A 19505-nucleotide genomic window follows, 5' to 3' on the forward strand; every position below is an offset into this window, starting at 1 on the left:
TGTTTTTCCTTTACATGATGTCTTTGAGTTCCATCTTTCGAAGCCGAGGAGCGATCGCTCCCACAAAACCGACCGTCAAAAGTGTGAGCGCTCCTCCGGCTACGATCGATCTGCGGATTCCCAACCATTCGGCTGTAACTCCGGATTCGAATTCTCCGATTTCGTTCGAGGAGCCGATGAAGATGTGATTCACCGCGGAAACCCTTCCTCTCATGTGATCAGGGGTGTGCATCTGCACGATCGTATGTCGGATTACGACGCTGACCATGTCAAAAGCGCCCGCCGCCATGAGACAGAGAAACGCAATTCTCCAGTCGGTCGAAAAACCGAAAAGAACGATACAAATTCCGAAACCAAAAACGCAGGAAAGTAGAATCCAACCCGAATTTTTTTTGGGAGGTCTTGCAGCGATAAAAAACGCGCACAAAACGGCTCCGAATCCTTGCGCCGAACGAAGGATCCCGAAGATCTCAGGGCTCTGACCCAAAATTCTTTCCGTAAAGGAAGGAAGAAGAGCGACCGCTCCTCCGAAAAGAACCGCAAAAAGGTCGAGAGAAATCGCTCCAAGAATGATTTGATGGCTGGAAACGAATTTCCAGCCGGAGCTGAGACTTTGCCAGATCGTTTCACCGATCTCCGGTTTTTCGGGAACGGGTTGGCTTCTTACGAGAAGCATCATTAAAAAACCGGAGCTCATCAAAAGCAGATCCACGGAATAGGCGAAATTAAGACCGAGCACGATCAACATTCCTCCGGTCAAAGGACCAAGAACCAAAGACGTTTGCCAAGCGATTCCGCTCCAAGTCGCCGAGTTTGGAAACGTTTCCTTGTCCACGAGCTGGGTTTGAAAAGCGGCGACCGCCGGATTGAGAAAACCTCTTGCGATTCCAGAAAGAAAGATTACGCAGTAGATAGGATAAACTCCGAAGTCCCTGATTACCCATTCCATATTAGGAACCACTAATATAAGAAGAAGGAGGGAGCAGATGGAAAGAAGTCCGAGCGCGGAGGAGACGATTCTTTTTCTAGGAAACGAGTCGATGATGAGGCCCGAAAAAAGAGCCATAGAAATCGAAGGGATCGCTTCCGTAAGGCCGATAAAACCTACGTGAAGATTGCTTCCCGTTAGGTGATACATCTGCCAACCGACGACGGTGGTTTGGATGCTGATGGAAAGAGTCACCATAAATTTACCGAGAAGAAAAGAGCGGAAATCGGCGATTCTCAGAGCTTGAAAGGGATCGTGTTTTTTTTGTGTTTGAGTCATCGTTTAGTTTTGAATCGGATGTTTGATAAAATACATTCCAAGAGCCGCGACCATCATCCCGTGATGAAGAATATTTTCGGAGATCAATTTCGGAATGTTTTCGAGAGAAGTTTCAAAAATTTCAATTTGTTCGCTGTCGTCCAAATCTTGCTCGTGAAGTTTACGAACGTTTTTCGCTACAAAAGTATGACACCAGTTGTTTAAGATCGCTGGATTGCCCGTGACCTTTCCGAGATATTCCCATTCTTCGGAGACGTAACCCGTTTCCTCCACGAGCTCGGCTTGTGCGGATTCTAAGAGAGTCGGTTTTTCGGCGATGCCGCCTGGGATTTCCAAACTAAAACGATGGATTCCGTGGCGATACTGATCGATGAGAAGAATTTTGTTTTCCGGAGTGAGAGCGATTACGTTGACCCAATCGAGAGATTCCAGATGAAAGAAGTCTCTGGAAATTTTTTGATCGGGAGAAGTTGTATGCCAGGAAACAAGTTTGAAAATCGGAGTTTGAATCAGGTCCTTTCGATTTTCTTTGGACCAGAGGTGATCGAAAGGATCGTAGGATTCAGGTTGAAATGGTTTCATAGAGTACCGCTTTTTTGAAAACGATTGCGGCTTCGGAATTGAATTCCGAAAAGACCGAGGAAGAGTTTCTTTTCTTGGAGATCATTTCGTTTTTTCGACCGGGGAGAATTTGCCGAATTTTTCCGAGAGAAGATCCGAAGACAAGTGTTGGATCCAATTTGAGCGTCCTTTGTTTTTGATTCCGGCCAAGAATCCCCGGAGGGAATTCGAAAGGAGAAGCGTTTTTGTAGGAGTTCCTACAAAAAAAGCGGGGGAGCTTTGTGCTTGCAAAATTAGAATTTCGTGATAGAGAAAAATCCCCCGAGTTTTCCCGCCACCTCTCCTCCACCACCCAATCAGGGTGGGGCGCGCGCATTTGACGGAGGGTGTCGGAATTCCGACAAAGTTTCTGTTGGTCTTGTTTTTTGAGGGGAACCAGGCGCATTCTCGTCTCCATTCTTTTCAGACCTCTCTTTTTCTCCAAGAGAGAAATCGGAGAAAGAAGAAGGTCGGAACTCCGATTCTTGTCGTTTGTTCTTTAGGATTCCAAGCGTACAGGATTGACAGAATCCTTCCCGCCCTAATTATGTCCCATGTCCCATGAAGCTCAATCCTGAACAGGAAAAAGCGGTCCGCCACGTAGACGGACCGATTCTAATATTTGCCGGAGCCGGATCCGGAAAAACCCGTGTAATTTCGAATCGAATCGCACATTTGATCGAGAACGCCGGAGTATCCGCCGGAAAGATCGTCGCGCTTTCTTTTACAAACAAGAGCGCGAGAGAAATGGAGGAACGGGTTCGGAAGATGATCCCGAGACAGAAGTTAAAAGGAATCGTTCTCTCCACGTTTCATTCCCTCGGCCTCAACATCCTAAAAAAACACATCGGGCTTATCGGGTACAAACATCCTTTTCTTCTTCTGAACCAAAACGATCAGGAAGGTTTCGTAACTACATTATTGATTGCGAATAAAGTAGAACTCAAAAAAACCAAGGTTTCCGAGATTCTCGGGAAAATTTCCAGGATCAAAAATTCGGGCCCGAGTTATAGGGAGTATCTGGATTCTTCCCTTGTGGAATCGGATCAAATCGCGAATCTGATCTATGACAGTTATCAGAATTCACTCAAAGAACAGAATTCCTTGGACTTTGACGATCTCATTCTTCTTCCGGGTCTTTTGTTGAAAGAATTTCAAGAAGTAAGGGAAGAATATCACAAGAAGTTTCAATACTTCATGGTCGACGAGTTTCAAGATACGAACCAAACTCAGTACACTTTTTTAAGAGCGCTTATGGGAGAGAATCGAAATCTCTGCGTCGTAGGCGACGACGATCAGTCCATCTACGCGTTTCGAGGATCCGACCTCAGTTTGATTCTCAACTTCGAACAGGACTTTCCGGAAAGCAACGTTGTGCGTCTTTTGGAGAATTATCGTTCGACCCAAGTCATCATCCAAGGAGCGAATTCGCTTATCAAAAACAATCTTTCGAGAAGATCGAAGGAGCTTTTCTCTTCCATTCCCGGAGGAAGAAAGATTCGTTATATAGAAAGAATGGACGAAAAGGACGAAGCCTCTTACGTCGTGGATAGTATCCGGGAAGAAATCATCAAGGAAGCAAGAATCGGAAGTCAGATCGCGATTCTATTTCGAACGAATTTTCAGACCAGACCTTTCGAGGAAGAACTTAGAAGTAGATCGATTCCTTACAAGTTGATCGGAGGATATAACTTCTTCGATCGAAAGGAAGTCCGGGATATGATTTCCTACATTCGTCTCATCGCAAACACGAGAGACGATGCGTCTCTTCTCCGTGTTTTGAACTATCCGAAACGAGGCATCGGACCCGGAAGTATCTCTCTGATTCACGAAAAAGCGGGACATCAAAAGGAATCCTTATATGAGATTCTTTTTCGAGTCTGCGAATCTCCCGATTTTATTCCGGGATTACAAAAAAAGATTCAATCTGAAATTTATAATTTTGTAAACCTTATCGAACGAACCAAAAAGAAATTCGCGACAATGCCGAAGATGTATCTCGCCTTTCGAGAGTTCATTCAAGAAGTGGGAATCGAAAAAGAAATTCTCCTCGAAGAGAAAGACGAAAAGATCGCAAAAGCTCGGACCTTCAATCTTTCCGAACTCGTAAACATGATGTCCTACTTTGAGGAGAATCATGATTCTCCCGAAAAGCCGACCCTCTTTGATTTTATAAATCGACTCAATCTTCTTATGGAAGACGAGACTCCTTCGGACGACGATAAGGAAGACAATCGGGTTCAGCTTCTCACGATTCATCAGTCCAAAGGTCTCGAGTTTGACTCGGTTTATGTCGCAGGATTGGAAGAAGGGATCTTGCCTAACTCTCGAGTGCTAACCGAAGAATCCTCCGTAGACGAGGAGAGGCGTCTTCTCTATGTGGCTATGACCCGAGCGAGGAAGCATTTATGCTTGACAGGGGCCGCAAATCGACGCAAATTTGGGGAGCAGATGGCTACCCAGGCTTCTCGGTTTCTTACTGAGATCGATCCCGAGACTTTGGACTGGGTTTCCAATGAAGAATCCAGAGAGCAGGAGACGGCAGACTTCTTCGCTGAACTGGAAAAATTGAAAACAGGATCGTAGAATGGCTTTAGATAAAAAAATACTGACTCTGGTAACAATACTCGTTCTCACCGCCTGTGCAAGCGGTCAGAAAACCGTGGATAACGGCGGTTCTCAGGAATCGGCGGTTCGCGCGAAAATTCAGGGAATCGATTCCCAGCTTTCCCTGTCTTTGGACGAGAAAAAACGTTCTTCTCTCCTCATGGAAAAAGCAAAACTTCTTCTGCAAATTGAATCTTATAAAGAAGCATCGATCGTTTTAAAAGAGATCCAAAGTTCGAAAGAAGGAAAGGGTCTGGAACACTTAGACCACTACCTCGGGACCGCGTATCTGGGAATCAACGATACCGAAAACGCGATCGTTCATTTTAGAAAATCGGAAACCGTGGATAAGAATTACGAGTCCACGACCCGCCGAAAGATGTATGCCAAGGCGCTTTACCAGGAAGAGAAATACGGTCTCGCTCTTGGGATCTTAGGACGCGCTTCGAGAGAAAAAGACTTTGAAAAAGACATTCTTTTCTACGAAACCGTAGCCAATAGTTTTATGAGAATCAAGGAATTCAAGAGATGCCAGATCGTTCTGGAAGAGGGTCTTCAGAAATTTCCGGAAAGCCCGGCTCTGAAAGAGATTCAGGAAAAACTTTCTCAGGTTCTTCCAAGATAATTCGTTCTTTTTTTCATTTAACCGTCGTTCACCGGGTTTGGCAAAAAGCAAAGTCCTTAGCCCCCGGTGATTTACTTCCCTTTCTCGGATCCTTTTTTCTTTTTCTAAGAAAAAACAGAAGAATCAAATTTATCCTTATCTCCTTTGTTTTGCTCCTGAGCGCTCATGCGATCGTCGTAGAATCCGTCGGATATTATGTGAGGACTCGTCTTTTGGACTTACGAGGTCTCAAAGAACTTTCGCGCAAATTTATCAACCAAGAGCTCGGCCGCGCGGTGACGCTCGGGGTTGTGGAATACGATTTTCCGAACGCGGTAGTTTTTGAGGATTTTCGGATTTCCTCTGAAGAAGATTTCGCCCTCAATCACATTCTTTTTAGAACAAATAAGATCCAATTCCGTCTCGGCGGTTTGTGGAAGGGGCAGCCGTATATCAAAGGAATCGTGGTCAAAGATTCTTCCATCAATCTGGATCTACAGGACGCGATCGCCGGAGAATTGATCGGTTACGTGCAGAAGATCAATATTCCCGAGATACGATTGCTCAACACAACGATTACGATCTCCAAAAGCGGTGAAGAGGTTTTAAACGCAATCAAAGGAATTGACATCGTCATCACCAAACAACCGGAAGGTGTGATCGTAAAGGTAAGTGATTCCCTTTTTCCGTTTCCTTATTCGAGATATATCCAGGGAACCTTCGAGACGAAGTTCAACTCCGAAGAATCCAAAAGTATATTCCATTTTCAGAATGTAAAGGCGGAAAAAATCAGAGGGCTTTATTCTCTATTTGGAAAGATGCTACTCACTTCCGGAAAAATTTCCGGAGAATATGAAATTCTCCTCAATGGAAAAAAACTTTCGGTTCGAGGAAAAAATCAGTTCACAAACGTTTCCGGCAAAATTCAACAGGAACTTCCTTTAGGTCTGAAAATTCCCGATCTAAAGGACGCGGACTTAATACACGAGATGGATCTCAAACTCGACGAGACCGGAGAAAAACAAATCCATACGTTTTCCAAAGAAGAGAACCTATTTCGCGTAACCTATGGACTGAATTTAAAGAAACTCGCGGTTTGGGAAATTTATGCGGATTGGAAGAATGTAAAAGAATTAAAATCCATCTTTCAGCTTCCGGGTGATTTGGAAATTCTCGAAGGGCAACTCAACCTAAAAGGAAAATGGGAAGAGACCGGGAATTATAACGATTGGATCAAAAGCAACGTTTCCTTTAATCTTTTGGGATTTCACTGGAAGGATCCGTTTTTCGACGTTCGTTTGGACCAGGTGATCGCAAGTGTTCTTCCCGGAAATATTTTGGAATTCAACGCCAAAGGGGCCCTTTTCCAGGAAACCCTGGCCACCTCGATTACGGGTAAAACCGGCTGGAAAAAATCTCCCCGCGCGAACGGCGCCTTTTTTTATCCTTTTTCAAACGATTGGAAATGGGAATTACAATTGGATCGTATCTCTGTTAAGGATTTTCTTCCCGTATATCATTCTTGGAAGAATTGGATTCGAACCGATATCCGAACAAGACAGGAAAAGCTCATTCCTGAAATTCGATGGACGAGGACGCCGTTTTATAAATATCTAATGGAGTATTTCACTGCCACGATTCACTGGAGGCTCAAGTCTTTTCGAATAAAGGAAAAAGATTTGGGAAGAATTACTCTCGACGGTAAAATCGTACCATTCTTCTCGCGATTGGATTTGAAAGGATATCAAAATGAAACCCCCTATGCGGAAGGATTTGCGAACTTCACTTTCGGTCAGGACAATCCTTATATGGATTTAAGGATGAAAGTCGACGAAATGCCTTGGGAGGAACCGGTAAACGGTTTTTGCGGATCCTGGATCATTCCTGAATCGGTGACTTCCGATACAACGATTCGGCTTTTTGGCGACGATTTTCTGGCGCTTCACAATTCTTTGAATGTTTTGCATAACGTGAGCTTTAATCGTTCCCGATTTCAAGACAAACGCTCCTTACCTCTGAATCTGCGAGAACCGTTCGACTTCGGTTACGAACACAATCTTTTGCCGACACTTTCGTATTATCGAAATATTTTTTGGAAGAATGAGTCCGCGGATCTTTCGGGTTACGGCGCCGTTGAAAACAATCGAATCCGAATCAGTGCAAACGGAAAACTCAACGAAACTTTTATCAGTCGAAAATTTAAGGAGGAAGCAGGGGAATGCAAACTGGAATCAATCGGAGACAGATAATTCTCATTTCTTCCGGGGTCGTGCTTACGATCCTATTATGTTTTGGAATCTATCTTTATTTTTTCGGATCCGCGGATCAAAAATTCGGCTCCGACTCCTCGACAAAAATCGATCTGATCGGAACCTGGAGAGTGGCACCGATCCATCCATTAGTTCAAATTCGTTTCTTAAGCGAAAAGGAAGCGGTTCTTTTGGAAGAGGAAAAGGAAACCAAATTATTTCTTCTGGAAGACGGGGAAGGGCTTCAACTCAGAAGAAGAGGAGAAGAAACCCCAAGCGGTTACTTTTTATTTCGCGAACTCAAATCCAATACGTGGCAAGGACTTTGGGGAGAAGACCTCGTCGTCTTAAAAAGAATCTCCGCCGAAAACAATTCGCGTTAGTCTTACAAGTTTATTTGTAATAGAATTTTGCCGTTAGGACAAAGGGGTTTCATCGTAAAAAAGATTTGTCGCGGACTTTTTAAGCCCGTTCCAAGCGTTCCAAGTTGGAAATCACGCGAAAGTATTTTTTTCCTAATTTTTGACGGAATTCCGATGGAAAAACTTTTTTCTATTTTCTCGGAATTCCTTTGATTAGCTTTGTGATTTCTCTTGCGGCGTGACGGGAAGAATTTTCACTTCCAAGAGATTCTTTAACTTTGCGAATATCTTCGATCGTTTTGTTTCGATATTTTTTATTTTCTAAAAGTTGAATCGATTCTTCTACGATATGAGTCGGAGTACATTCCGCTTGAACCAATTCTCTGCAAATTTCTTTTCCGGATAAAATGTTTACGAGTCCGATGTTCGGGGTTCGGATAAAAAGAGAACCGATCGTGTATGTAAACATACTCACCTTGTAAAGGATGACCATCGGTTTTTCAAAATAAGCGACTTCTAAAGTGGCGGTTCCGGACGTTACTAAAACGAGATCGGATGCTTCGATGGCCCTTAGAGATCGATCGAAAAGATATTCGATTTTTAAGTGGGAATACTTCGTCTTTGCAAGTTCGATCTGTTCGAGAATATACAATTCTTCTTTTTGATTGATGTTCGGAAGTAAGAAACGGACTTTCTTTTTTTCCAACTCATAGTGTTCGGAAAGTTGTCCCGCCGTTTCTAAAAGATCGTTTAAGATTCTTCTGATTTCCCCGCTTCTGGATCCAGGCATCAAAGTAACGATCGCGTGAAAATGAATTTTGTCTTCCGGTTCTTCGATCGGAGCTTCTTTTCGTATCTTTTCCCTGAGACGAACCGCGAGAGGATGCCCCACGAACTCGCAAGGAACTCCATAACGATCGTAGATCTCTTTTTCGAAAGGGAATAGAACGAGCATCAAGTCGATCGTTTCACGAATTCCATAAATCCGGTTGAACTTCCAAGCCCAGAGTTGCGGGGAAACGTAGAAGATGACGGTGATTCCGAGCTTTTTCAATTCTTTTGCGAGTCGAAGATTGAATCCGGGATAATCGATGAGAATCGCGTGTGTGCAATTTTTTTCCACGGCGGCGTCGAGAAGTCTTCCGATCAGAGCTTTTAAAAATCTATATTTGAAAAGGATCGCGGAAAAACCGATGATGGAAAGTTCCTCCATCGATTCTATGGACTCGAATCCTTCTTCGATCATTCTTTCTCCACCGACTCCGAAAGTTTCCAGTTCCGGAAAATTCTTTTTGAGTTCTCGGATCAATTCCCCGCCCAAGAGATCGCCCGAATGTTCTCCGGCGAGCATTAGAATTTTAGGATCTTCTTTTTTTAGAGCGTTGCTCTCTCGTTTGGACACGGGTTGGCTACTGGATTTTTTTGGTTGTAGAGTTGATTTTCGTAAGGTTGCCACTGCCGATACTCAAGATGTGAATTTTCAGTTTTTCTGCAAGGTTTATAAATTCTTTCGGATGGACGATGATCGTTTCTCCGGTTCTCAGAGCGAGAGTTCCGCAGTTGCTCTCGTGCATGATTCGGAGGGTTTCTTCTCCCACGGTGGGCAGGTCAAAACGATCGTCCTGATGCAGTTTTGAACTTTTACAAACGATCGCCTTTCCCTTTTTTGCGAAAGAGCCGCCTCTGCGAATCGCCTGATCGGTTCCTTCCACAGCCTCGACAGCAAGAACCGATTTATCTAAAACGACGACGGTCTGACCGATGTCAAGCCCCGCCATTTTCTCCGCGTATTCCATTCCGAAGGAGACGTCTTCCAATTCCTTTTTGTTTAAAGCCTTTTTTGTAAATCTTCCTTCGGGAAGAAAAAGAGATCTTAAGAAAGTCTTTTGAGAAATGATCGTGATCTTTTCTTTTGCGAACTCGTCCGAAACGGTCTTAAAGATAGAATAGTCGTGTTTGTTGACCATTCTCGCGAGAAGACTGATGGCCTTGAGATCGAACTTGAGATTTTTAAAGATGATCTCTTTTTTTACCTTCCCCAAAAGAAGAAGACGATCTATATTCTGTTGCTTGCATATTTTCATCAAGGTCCCGATTTTTACGATATGGATCGGGAAATTGCGATCCGCGTATTCTCCGACTTCGAACTCGGATTCTATGATGGAAAGCAAAAGAGGATCCTCGCCTGCGGAGAGCGCTTCTTTCATTCCGATATGAGGTAGTTCTCCGCCTCCGGCAAGGATTCCTAATCTTCCCACTAAATTTTAGTCCGAGGAAGAAGCGGAAGAGGTCGGGGAACCGGAGGATTCTCCGGAGCCGCTTTTTTTGTAATCGGTAACGTAGAATCCGGTTCCTTTGAAGATGATCCCGGACCCGTTGGAAATCATTCGATCAACTTCCCCTTTTTTTCCGCAGAGGGGACAATCCTGGATCGGATCGTCCTTCATAGAATGAAATTTCTCGAACGTTTGTCCGCAGGCTTTACATTTATAGTCGTATGTCGGCATATTGAGTCTCTCTATTAGAATTTTCTAATTTATCATTTATAGTCACGGAATAAACTTGAACTGAAAAACGCTCACACTCGAATCTCCGTTCTCTCTCGCCATCGGAAGACAAAGCCTCCATCGAATTCCGGAACTCATGTCGATCGGTTCCAGGGAATCGATTCCCGAAAGAACTTTTTTTTCCGAGAGCGTAAGCCCGCTGTTAATGCTCGAACCGGCGCTTTGTATATTTAGACGAAATCTCTTTTTAGAAAAATTATCCCCGGTGATATAACGGTTTCGATTGATGGAAATGCTTTCCTTATCGATTTCAATTTCAAACGCCTTGTTTAGATCCCCGGGCGAACCGGCGAACAAAGTAAAGACGGGAATACTTTCGTCTCCGCCCAAAAAGGAAACGTAAAATTCCAAATCGCGAAAAGGTTCCTCTACGGAACGACAAATAAAATCATATTTGTTTTTGGAAGAATGAAGAACGATTCCGATATCGCCGTCTAACGCGATTTTTTCGGTTGTATGGTATTCTCCCTGAAATCCGAAAGGAGGAGAGGATTCTTTCCAGGTTTCGAAATCCCAAACGGGAGCTCGATCCAAAGCGCGAAAGGATTCTTCCATCGTTTGAGAGATGGTTAGATCGGGAGAAACGGTTTTTAAGAATCCGGAGAAGATCCAGCCGACCGCGCCGTTTCGTGGATCGAGGACTTGGTTCCAGTTTCCTCTTTTACCTGCGATCGTTTCGGTGCGGGAATCCCGGTCCAAAATAAAAACGGTTTCTCCTCCCTTGAATTGAAACGCAATCGGGTTCTCGGTTCCGGGGCCCGTTCTTACGTTTAGATTCTTTCCTTCGATTTCCGCCTTACTCGCGCTAAATGGAGAATCTTCTCTTCCCGAAAAGTATTCAAGAAGTTTGGAAAGTTTCGCTCTTCCATTCTCATCCAATTCTTTCGCAGATCCGGACGCGAGCGATTTGAGCAGAGCCTGGTTGTATTCGTTGTAAAGCGGAAGAGGGTTGGATGAAATCAGTTTCGTGAGATGGCGGGAAAGAATATCGGAAGTCTCGTATTCTGCGCCGAGAGTTAATTTTTTACAAAGAGCTCTTGTTTTGAGAAAAGAGCCGTCCGGAAGAAAGGAAAAAAATCTATCTTCAAACGTATAGATCGTTCTTCCGGAAACTTCCCGTTTGGAAAATTTGAGCCCCGATTTTTCGGAGAATTTCTGTGTGAGTTTTTCTTTTTTTTCGGCGGGAAGAATCAACAAGGAAGAATTAAATTCCGCAAGCGCCATCGAAGCAAAGGAGTAGTCCTCTAAATCCGGGTCTTTCTTTTTTAAGACCTCAAAGATCACGTCCTCCCAGTTTCCTTTGGAAAAATTCTTATAAACCGAATCGGTTTTCCGAGTCAGGAATTTCCAGGTAAGAAAACCGAAAAGAATCGTAACAAAAACGGCGCCGAGGAAAACAAAAAAACTCTTTCTCAAGTCCTACCCCGGCTTTGCATCAATTTAGATTCGGAATCAGCTTATCTCGATCCACTTGAAAGCGTTCGAGAAGTGCATTTTTCGCGAGATAGTATCGGAGAAGATCGATGTTAAAATTCACTCTTGCTTGAGTCAGACGAAGCTGATCCTGAACATGAGTGTCTAACGCGTTCTTTACGGAAACGGCGTCGGCCCTACCTTGACGGAAACTTCTCAAAACTCCGTTGTAGTAGTTTTCAGTTTCTCTTTCCGTAACGATATTGTTTTTATAAATTCTATGGCTCGCTTCCAAAGCTTCGATTCTGGTCTTTACGTCGTCTCTGACTTCGTTCTTTAAATCTTCCTCTTTCAGAGTCGCTTGACGCATAGAAATGTTTGCGTCTCTCACACCCGCGAAAACTCCCTTGTCGCCCAAAGGATAGACGAAGTTCATTTGTCCGGTCCATTCTTTGTATTTTGCGGTTGTGATTCCGTTCGTATTGTCCGTGTAATTTTCCTGCGGAGAAATGACGTTCTGAGACTGACTCGCGCCTGTTCCGGAAATCGTGAGTGTAGGAAGTCTGTCGTTATTTGCGTTTTTCAGTGCGGCTTCCGCGATTTCTTTTTGTTTGAGAGCGTTTAAAAAATCCGCTCTATGTTTGTATGCGTATTCCAAATCCTTTGGATAGTCGGGTTTCTCGGTGAGTTCCTCCAAAAGATTGGTTTCTTCCGAAAGAGACGTTCCCTCCGGAATTTTTAAAGAACGAACGAGTTTTCTCTTCGCTTCTTCTTTTTGCACGACTGCGGTTTCCAATTGGTTTTCAGCCTGCGCGAGAAGTGCATTCCACTGATTGACCTCGAATCCTTCGGAAAGTCCGAGCCCTTGTTTGCGGATAGTAAGATTGCGGATATTTTTTGTATTTTCTACGAGTTGTTTGTAGGTTTTGACCGCTTGGGTTTTGATCGAGTAATCCCAAAAGTCCACGAGAGAATCCACGATCACTCCGGAAATCTGTTGTGATACTTGATTTTTTGCGATCTCGGCTTGGGATTCTAAAATTTTGACTTCGTTTCTTCCCTTGTAACCGAAAGAGTTTTTGAGAAGATCCTGGCTGATCGTTGCTCTTACAAATCCGGTATAAAGCGGAGGAATTCCTAAGGAAGAAAAGCCCGCTGGGGTGGTAGCCGCGTTTTCAAAAGCGTTCGAGTCGAATCTTCTGGTTCCCGCTTCTACTTTGAAATACGTTCCGGTTGTTTGGAGGGTTTTTTCGATCCCACCTTTGATGGTATCGTCCGAGATCTTTGTTCCCGAAAGCAGGTTTGCCTGGTTGAAAGGAAGAATCGACTGACTGGATTTTCCGTCGGCCACCAATCTCCAAGAATACTTTGAATCGTTTTTCAGGAAGTTTGTATCGGATTTCGCCAATTCGTAACGAAGGTTTTGTAAACTATAATTACTTTCCAGAGCTCTCTTGACCGTTTCTTCCGTTGTGAGTTTGAGGGTCTCATTGGCGGCAAGAGAGAAGGTTTGAAGAAGAACGAAACTTCCCAAGAAAATTCTCCCGAGATTCTTAATTTTAAGAATCCTTTGTTTCGAATTTTGTACTTTTTGATCCATTTCGAACCTCCCTCAGTTCTGGAACCCTTGTTAGAATAGACCCCGGTTAACCCAGAGCCTTCTTCATTTTTTCTCCAACTTCTGCAATCGACTGGCAAACGTGGATTCCCGCTTCCTGCATCGCCTTCATTTTAGAAGAAGCTGTTCCCAGTCCTCCGCTGATGATCGCGCCCGCGTGTCCCATCCTTTTGCCCGGAGGAGCCGTTTGACCGGCGATAAAACCGACTACCGGCTTTTTCACGTAGTTCTTGATGTATTCTGCGGCTTCTTCTTCCGAGGTTCCGCCGATCTCACCGATCATTACGATTCCTTTTGTTTCAGGATCTTCGTTTAAAAGTTTGATCGCTTCCGTGTGGTTCATACCGGGAACTGGGTCTCCCCCGATTCCGATACAAGTGGACTGACCTAAACCTTGTTTTGTGATCTGAGCTACGGACTCGTAAGTCAAGGTTCCGGAACGGGAAACGATTCCCACCGAACCCGGGCTATGAATAAAGCCGGGCATAATTCCCAGTTTTTGTTTTGCACGAGGAGTGATCACTCCGGGACAGTTTGGTCCCACGAGTCTGGTTTTAGAATTTCTAAGAACGCTGTAGACCTTGAGCATGTCGTGGGTTGGAATTCCTTCCGTAATACAAATCACGAGAGGAAGTTCTGCGAGAATTCCTTCGATGATCGCATCCGCCGCAAAAGCAGGCGGAACAAAAATCACAGCCGCGTTTACGCCTTCGTTTTTTACGGAATCATGGATCGTGTTAAAAACGGGAACCTTGTCTTCCCATTTTGAACCGCCCTTTCCCGGGGTAACTCCGGCAACCACTTTGGTTCCGTAAGCTAACATCTGAGTTGCGTGGAAAGAACCTTCCTTACCGGTGATTCCTTGAACTACAACCTTTGTATTTTCATCAACTAATACTGCCATGTGTGTTCTCTCTTATTGAATCAGTTTGGCAATGGTACTTGCCGCTTCGCGGAGGTCGTCGACTCCGGTAATTTTGAGTCCGCTCTTATTGAGGACTTCTCTTCCGAGTTCCGAGTTGGTTCCTTGAAGACGAACCACGAGAGGAACTTTGAGATCCACAGCCTTCGCAGCTTCGATGATTCCTTCCGCGACCATGTCGCAACGAACGATTCCACCAAAAATATTTACGAAGATTCCCTTTACGTTCGGGTCACCGAGGATGATTTTGAATCCGTTGGTAACGGTGGTCTTGCTCGCTCCACCTCCTACGTCAAGGAAGTTCGCAGGTTCGGCGCCGGCGATCTTAACGATGTCCATCGTCGCCATTGCGAGTCCGGCTCCGTTGACCATACAACCGATGTTTCCGTCTAACTTCACGTAGTTGAGGTTGAACTCGGAGGCTTGCACTTCGAGAGGATCCTCTTCGGTTACGTCACGGAAAGCCGCGTTGTCCTGGTGACGGTAGAGCGCGTTTTCATCCAGATCCATCTTGCAGTCACCTGCAATGATTTCATTCTGTTTGGTAAGAATGAGAGGATTGATTTCTAATAGAGATGCGTCTTCTTTGATATAGGCTTCGTAGATCGCGAAGAGAAGATTCTGAAAAGATTTATGAGATTCGATCGGAAGTCCGAGTTCGAAAGCAAGTTGTCTTGCTTGGTTGAGTTGAAGGCCGATTCCGGGATCCACTGCGAGTTTGAGGATTTTTTCCGGATGAGTTTCGGCAACTTCTTCGATCTCCATCCCACCTTCCGTAGAAGCCATGATGATTGTCTTACGAATGGAACGATCGAGGAGAATACTCAAATAGTATTCTTTTGCGATGTCGATTCCTTGCTCCAGATATACTTTTAGGACTTTTTTTCCTTCGGGTCCGGTTTGAGGAGTGATGAGTTGCATACCGAGGATTTTGTCGATTGCGGCTAGTGCGTCTTCTTTTGTTTTGGTGACTTTGACTCCGCCGCCTTTTCCGCGTCCACCGGCGTGGATTTGCGCTTTTACAACTACCACGGAACCTTCGGTTGCGTAGGTAACTTCGTCGTGGGCTTTGGATCCGTTTTCTTTATTATCGATAACGACCCCAAAAGGTACGTTGGCTTTATGCCTTCTCAGGATTTCTTTTGCCTGATACTCGTGAATTTTCATGAATTAACCTTCATTGAACTTAGTTCAGTGCTTTTAGTAGGAGGAACAGTTTTCTCTAAATTTATAATGTTTTCGGCGGGAACTTTGGTGTCAGTAAAAAATTCGGAAGAATCTTCGTTTGAGGGTCGGGATTCCATTTGCTTGTGCCTTCTGTTTTTTTTGAGTCAGAAATCGGTTGGGTTTTGGAAAAGGATTTTTGGAGTAGAATCTTGGGCTGGGGAGTTCCTACGTTTTCGGGTTCCTTAGGGATTTTTGGTTGGAGAATTGGCATTTCAGTTTTGCTTGAGGATTGGTTCGTGAAACGAAATTTTGTGGGAACTCCCATTTTAGGGTTTCGTATTGGGAAAAGCAGGTTTTGATTTTGGAATCTAGGAACTCCCCTAAAAGATGTGCTTAAAAAATAACCACTGCGATTGGTACGGATTTGTTTCCAGAAAAAGAAAACAGTTCCTCTAACAAAAGAAAGGCTCAGATTAAAACGTGGGAACTCCTATCCAAAGACTCGGGCTGGTAAAAAGAAGCTTTGCTTTAGAACGTGAGAACTCCCGCACTAAGACGATGCCTAACTCAAAAGCGACCGATCTTGATTTTCTCCCAAAAGAGGAACAGTTTTCTTTGCAAAAAGAAAGGATCAGATTAAAACGTGGGAACTCCTATCCAAAGACCCGGGTTGGTAAAAAGGAGCTTTGATTTTAAAACGTGAGAACTCCCATTCAAAGAGGTCCTAAAAAAAATCGGACCTGTAAGGTTGAAAAAACGCGATCTAACCAAAAAAAACTCTTAAAAAAAAAGTAGGAACTCCACATAAAAGGAACTCTTTTCCAAAAGGTTCTCCAGATTCTTCAGAAACATCTAAAAAAAGTAGGAACTCACACGTATCAGAGTCCTTTCAGAATTTCTCGGATGATTTCTCCCGGATCGGTTTCCGGAGAATTTTTCAAAATCTTTTCCACCTCTTTGACAGCTGCCTTTTCCTCAAAACCCAGCTGAATGAGTCCCAAAACGGCAATCTCCTTTCTACGTGAAGCCGCGACTTCTTCCGGGGTTGAGCTCGCGGAAGGAAGGGAGAAGGAAGTTCCCTTAGAAGGGGTTCCGGAAAGAAAGAGTTCCAACTTTTTTAGATTCTGTTTTACTTCAAAAAAAATCTTCTCCGAGGTTTTGCCTTTTACCTTGGGAATTTTTTCGAGTTCTTTGGCTTCTCCGGATTGGGCGATTCGATAGAGGTCTTCTGCAGAAAAAAAGGAAAGGATTTTGAGAGCAGTCAGTTCGCCGATTCCTTGAAGCCCTTTCATCACTTTGAAGAATTCTTTGTCTTGTTCGGTTAAGAATCCGAAAAGTCTCTCTCCTCTTTCGTTCATCGCGTGAAAGATATAAAGATGAATTTCCTTGGAAGAGGGAAAGCTTTTGAGTTCGAGGTAGGTTTTGAAAGAGATCGTGATCTCGTAAGTGATTCCTCCGGTTTCTAAGTGAGCGAATCCTACTTCTAATTTTCTAAGATTACCTTTCAGGCCTGAGATCATATCCTCCTATCCGTTCATCGGAAGTCGGACCGTAAAGATAAATTTTTCCTAGTATGGGAAGTCCCGGCTGAGTTTTTTTACCTCTAAGTGCGATCTCGTTTTTGCGAGGACAAAAAAAATCCAAAAAATTATCCGTTTCGTCCTGTTCCGAGGAGAAAAAATCAAAATGAAAGAACCTTTTTTTAAAAGTGAAACCTTCTTTTTTTCAATCGATTTGATCAGAATATAAAAAAAATCTTATATTCCAAAGAATCATCGGCGACAGGATTTGATTTCGGGGGACTTTCATTCGCTGGTTGTAAAATTTCCGAATTTGATTGAGGTCTTTTCAAAGAGTCTTCCTAAAAGCCTTTCCCGAAAGAAAAGTGAGTTCGAAAGAAAAGTGCCGGAGTTTTCGCCGATTCTACCTTGCGGTGATCGAGGAAAATTTGGAGCGGACTTCTGAGTGATCCATTCTCATGGGAGTTCCTACGCCCATTTAAACCCAGTGTTATACGTTTCTTTGAGCTCGAAAGGTTTTGGGATGGGTTCCTTTTTTTTGTTCAAACAAGAAAAAAACACAATTCAAGGGAACCGGGTTTTTTTATGAATCCGAAGGATTCTTATTTTAGAAGAAAACGTAGGAACTCACACATTTCTCCTTCTTCCACAAAAATGTTTTTGTCTTTTCAAACGTTTCACTTTTCAAAAAGTTTTTTCCAAAAATCCGAGCTTTTACAAGTCGATCATTTCTCCGATCGTCCAGATTTTTACGGGAGTTTTTTCCTTATTTTCGGAATGAATTTTTTTGAGATAAAGAGCCGATTCCGAAGGAAGATCGTCGCCCAATACGAAAGTTCCCCAATGAATCGGAAGTAGAAGAGAGGATTGTAGAATTCTGCCCGCCTCCAGAGCTTCTTTCGGACCGATATGTGCCGGTTCCATAAACCATCTCGGTTTAAAAGCGCCGATCGGAAGAACCGTTGCGGAAAAACCCAGCGGAAATTTCTTTTCAATTTCGGAGAAGTGTTTTGAGAATCCGGTATCACCTCCGAAGTATATGCGAATATTATCAAGTTCGAATGCGTAACTTCCCCAGTGGTATTGGTTCATATCGGTAAGGCCCATTCTACTCCAGTGCTGAGCCGGAAGAAAGTGGATCTTAGTTCCAGCGTATTCGGCGACGGACCACCATTCTTGAATTACCGCGTTTTCAAAACCTTCCTCCTTTGCAAATTCCTTCATACCGGAAGGAAGGTGAATCGTAACTTCCGGAAATAGTTTCTGGATTTTTCTAATGGAATCGATATCGAGATGATCCCTGTGAGCGTGGCTGACCGCCACGATATCCACACCGGGAAGATTCTCAGGTTGGATGGGAAGTTCGGTAAGTCGTTTAACAAAAGGCGGAATTCCGGTGAAGATCGGATCCGTAAGAATGTGCATTCTTTTTCCATGGAAGTTGGATGCGATCCAAACAGTTGCGTGGCCGAGCCAGATGATTCTTACTTTTCCTTCCGGAGCTAAAAAGTCTTCTTTGGTTCTCGGAAGAACCTCCGGAATCTGAGCCAGATTTCCATCGGCGGCCGGCGGATCGATAGGGCCGAAAATCTTCCATCGAAGGACCGAAAAAAAACTCTTATTCAGTCTTTCGTCTTCTTCGAGGTTATGATACTTTCCGTCTCGATAGTGAGAAGAACGGATTCGGTCGGGATCGATCGGAAAGCAGGAAGAAAAGAGAACCAGGATGTTTAGGAAGATAAAAAGAGTTTTCATGTTCATTGATTTTACAATTCGAACCCTGAGTTTTTCACCAGGTTCCGGAATGGCTCGAGTAATAGCGAATCTTCTTTCGAAAAAAAGAGAAACCGGCCTAAAACCGTGAGAATTTGAGTGAAAGAAAGTTGGATCAATAGGAGGAATCGAAAAATTCTTCCGAAATGTTCGCCCGGTTTTCTTGCGAAACAAGTCTCGAATTCTTGATTCCTGAAAAGAGATTGTTCATTCCCAAAGGGCGTTTGGTTCACTTTTTCTATTTCCTTTCCATTTTTGCAGGATCATTTTTTGGTTAGAGGAATCATTCTTTCCTCGTTCAAAAGGAGAACTCTTGTGAAACTCACCAACTTTTTTCAAATCTCGCTCGCCGCTTTTGCTCTCGCCGTTCTTTCCTGTTCCAATCTTGGTTTGGATCAGGATAAGGAAAAAAAAGAGGATGATAAGAAGAAATGTAACAGCGCCGTAGCTGCGTATATCGCCTGCAATTCTTCCAATCCTTCCATGGGAGCTTGTGATTCCCTTTATCTCGGCGTTCTTGGGATTTGTGGAAGTGCGGGAGGATCCGGAAGTTCAGGCGGCGGTGGCGGGGGAGGATATTGATCGTTATTTTATAAATTAATAATTTATAATATTAGAATCCTTCTTTTATTAAATTTGGTCGACCTTGGGAGATCGTTCGGCTTTCTTTTTTAAGACCTTTTTCTTGAAGAATGGAAGAACTTTCGATTCGAGAAAAAGGGACTTTCTTTTTGGGATCCCGGAACCGACCTTCGAACATGTATTTTTCGGCGCATTTTGGAAAAACAATTTAGAATCAACAAAATTCAAATTAGGAATTTTGTCGGAGTTCCTAC

General features: G+C 43.8%; 16 protein-coding genes. 5 read left to right on the forward strand and 11 right to left on the reverse strand.

The features are described 5' to 3' along the window. Positions 1-10 precede the first annotated feature (10 nt). Together JWG45_RS07430 and JWG45_RS07435 are read right to left on the reverse strand one after the other, a co-directional pair. A complete protein-coding gene (locus JWG45_RS07430; protein WP_205279129.1) occupies positions 11-1267 on the reverse strand; it encodes an MFS transporter in 1257 nt (418 codons plus the stop codon). A gap of 3 nt (positions 1268-1270) precedes the next feature. Further along, positions 1271-1849, reverse strand: coding sequence for an NUDIX hydrolase (locus tag JWG45_RS07435; protein WP_205279130.1), 579 nt, complete (start codon positions 1847-1849; stop codon positions 1271-1273). 579 nt (positions 1850-2428) lie between these two features. On the opposite strand from JWG45_RS07435, the gene JWG45_RS07440 reads away from it, so the two are divergent. The 4 genes from JWG45_RS07440 to JWG45_RS07455 are packed head-to-tail and all read left to right on the forward strand — an operon-like array spanning position 2429 to position 7710. After that, the gene (locus JWG45_RS07440; protein ID WP_205279131.1) at positions 2429-4453 is read left to right on the forward strand and encodes an ATP-dependent helicase; all 2025 of its coding nucleotides are present in this window, start codon (positions 2429-2431) and stop codon (positions 4451-4453) included. 1 nt (position 4454) lies between these two features. Next, complete coding sequence (locus JWG45_RS07445; protein ID WP_232380577.1) at positions 4455-5099, forward strand: tetratricopeptide repeat protein; 645 nt, start codon at positions 4455-4457, stop codon at positions 5097-5099. Further along, positions 5003-7327, forward strand: a complete 2325-nt coding sequence (locus tag JWG45_RS07450) for an LIC_12586 family protein (RefSeq protein WP_232380578.1) — start codon at positions 5003-5005, stop codon at positions 7325-7327. Before JWG45_RS07445 ends, JWG45_RS07450 begins: the two co-directional genes overlap by 97 nt. Next, entirely contained in the window at positions 7297-7710 is a 414-nt protein-coding gene (locus tag JWG45_RS07455; RefSeq protein WP_205279132.1) for a hypothetical protein, read from the forward strand. Before JWG45_RS07450 ends, JWG45_RS07455 begins: the two co-directional genes overlap by 31 nt. Before the next feature lie 169 nt (positions 7711-7879). Here JWG45_RS07455 and lpxB read toward each other — a convergent pair whose 3' ends face one another. From lpxB to JWG45_RS07500, 9 genes are all read right to left on the reverse strand, one after another. After that, the gene (gene lpxB / locus JWG45_RS07460; RefSeq protein WP_205279133.1) at positions 7880-9145 is read right to left on the reverse strand and encodes a lipid-A-disaccharide synthase; all 1266 of its coding nucleotides are present in this window, start codon (positions 9143-9145) and stop codon (positions 7880-7882) included. Beyond that, the gene (locus JWG45_RS07465) at positions 9099-9947 is read right to left on the reverse strand and encodes an LpxI family protein (protein WP_205279134.1); all 849 of its coding nucleotides are present in this window, start codon (positions 9945-9947) and stop codon (positions 9099-9101) included. The genes lpxB and JWG45_RS07465 overlap by 47 nt, the downstream gene beginning before the upstream one ends. 6 nt (positions 9948-9953) lie before the next feature. Further along, complete coding sequence (locus JWG45_RS07470) at positions 9954-10196, reverse strand: FmdB family zinc ribbon protein (protein WP_205279135.1); 243 nt, start codon at positions 10194-10196, stop codon at positions 9954-9956. Between the two features lie 42 nt (positions 10197-10238). Beyond that, on the reverse strand, positions 10239-11672 hold the full coding sequence (locus tag JWG45_RS07475; RefSeq protein WP_205279136.1) for an SH3 domain-containing protein: 1434 nt from the start codon (positions 11670-11672) through the stop codon (positions 10239-10241). A gap of 19 nt (positions 11673-11691) precedes the next feature. Further along, positions 11692-13269, reverse strand: a complete 1578-nt coding sequence (locus JWG45_RS07480; protein ID WP_205279137.1) for a TolC family protein — start codon at positions 13267-13269, stop codon at positions 11692-11694. Positions 13270-13315: 46 nt separating this feature from the next. Beyond that, a complete protein-coding gene (sucD, locus tag JWG45_RS07485; protein ID WP_069606686.1) occupies positions 13316-14191 on the reverse strand; it encodes a succinate--CoA ligase subunit alpha in 876 nt (291 codons plus the stop codon). A 12-nt stretch (positions 14192-14203) separates the two neighbouring features. Beyond that, positions 14204-15376 (reverse strand): ADP-forming succinate--CoA ligase subunit beta, encoded by a 1173-nt coding sequence (sucC, locus tag JWG45_RS07490; protein WP_205279138.1) that lies wholly within the window; start codon positions 15374-15376, stop codon positions 14204-14206. Positions 15377-16254: 878 nt separating this feature from the next. After that, complete coding sequence (gene ruvA / locus JWG45_RS07495) at positions 16255-16896, reverse strand: Holliday junction branch migration protein RuvA (protein WP_205279139.1); 642 nt, start codon at positions 16894-16896, stop codon at positions 16255-16257. Positions 16897-17610: 714 nt separating this feature from the next. Continuing rightward, positions 17611-18651 (reverse strand): MBL fold metallo-hydrolase, encoded by a 1041-nt coding sequence (locus JWG45_RS07500; RefSeq protein WP_205279202.1) that lies wholly within the window; start codon positions 18649-18651, stop codon positions 17611-17613. 333 nt (positions 18652-18984) lie between these two features. Here JWG45_RS07500 and JWG45_RS07505 point away from each other — a divergent pair, with 333 nt between their 5' ends. Beyond that, positions 18985-19251, forward strand: a complete 267-nt coding sequence (locus JWG45_RS07505; RefSeq protein ID WP_205279140.1) for a hypothetical protein — start codon at positions 18985-18987, stop codon at positions 19249-19251. Positions 19252-19505: the final 254 nt, after the last annotated feature.

The sequence above is a fragment of the Leptospira ainlahdjerensis genome (assembly GCF_016919175.1).
GTDB classification, from domain to species: Bacteria; Spirochaetota; Leptospiria; order Leptospirales; family Leptospiraceae; genus Leptospira; species Leptospira ainlahdjerensis.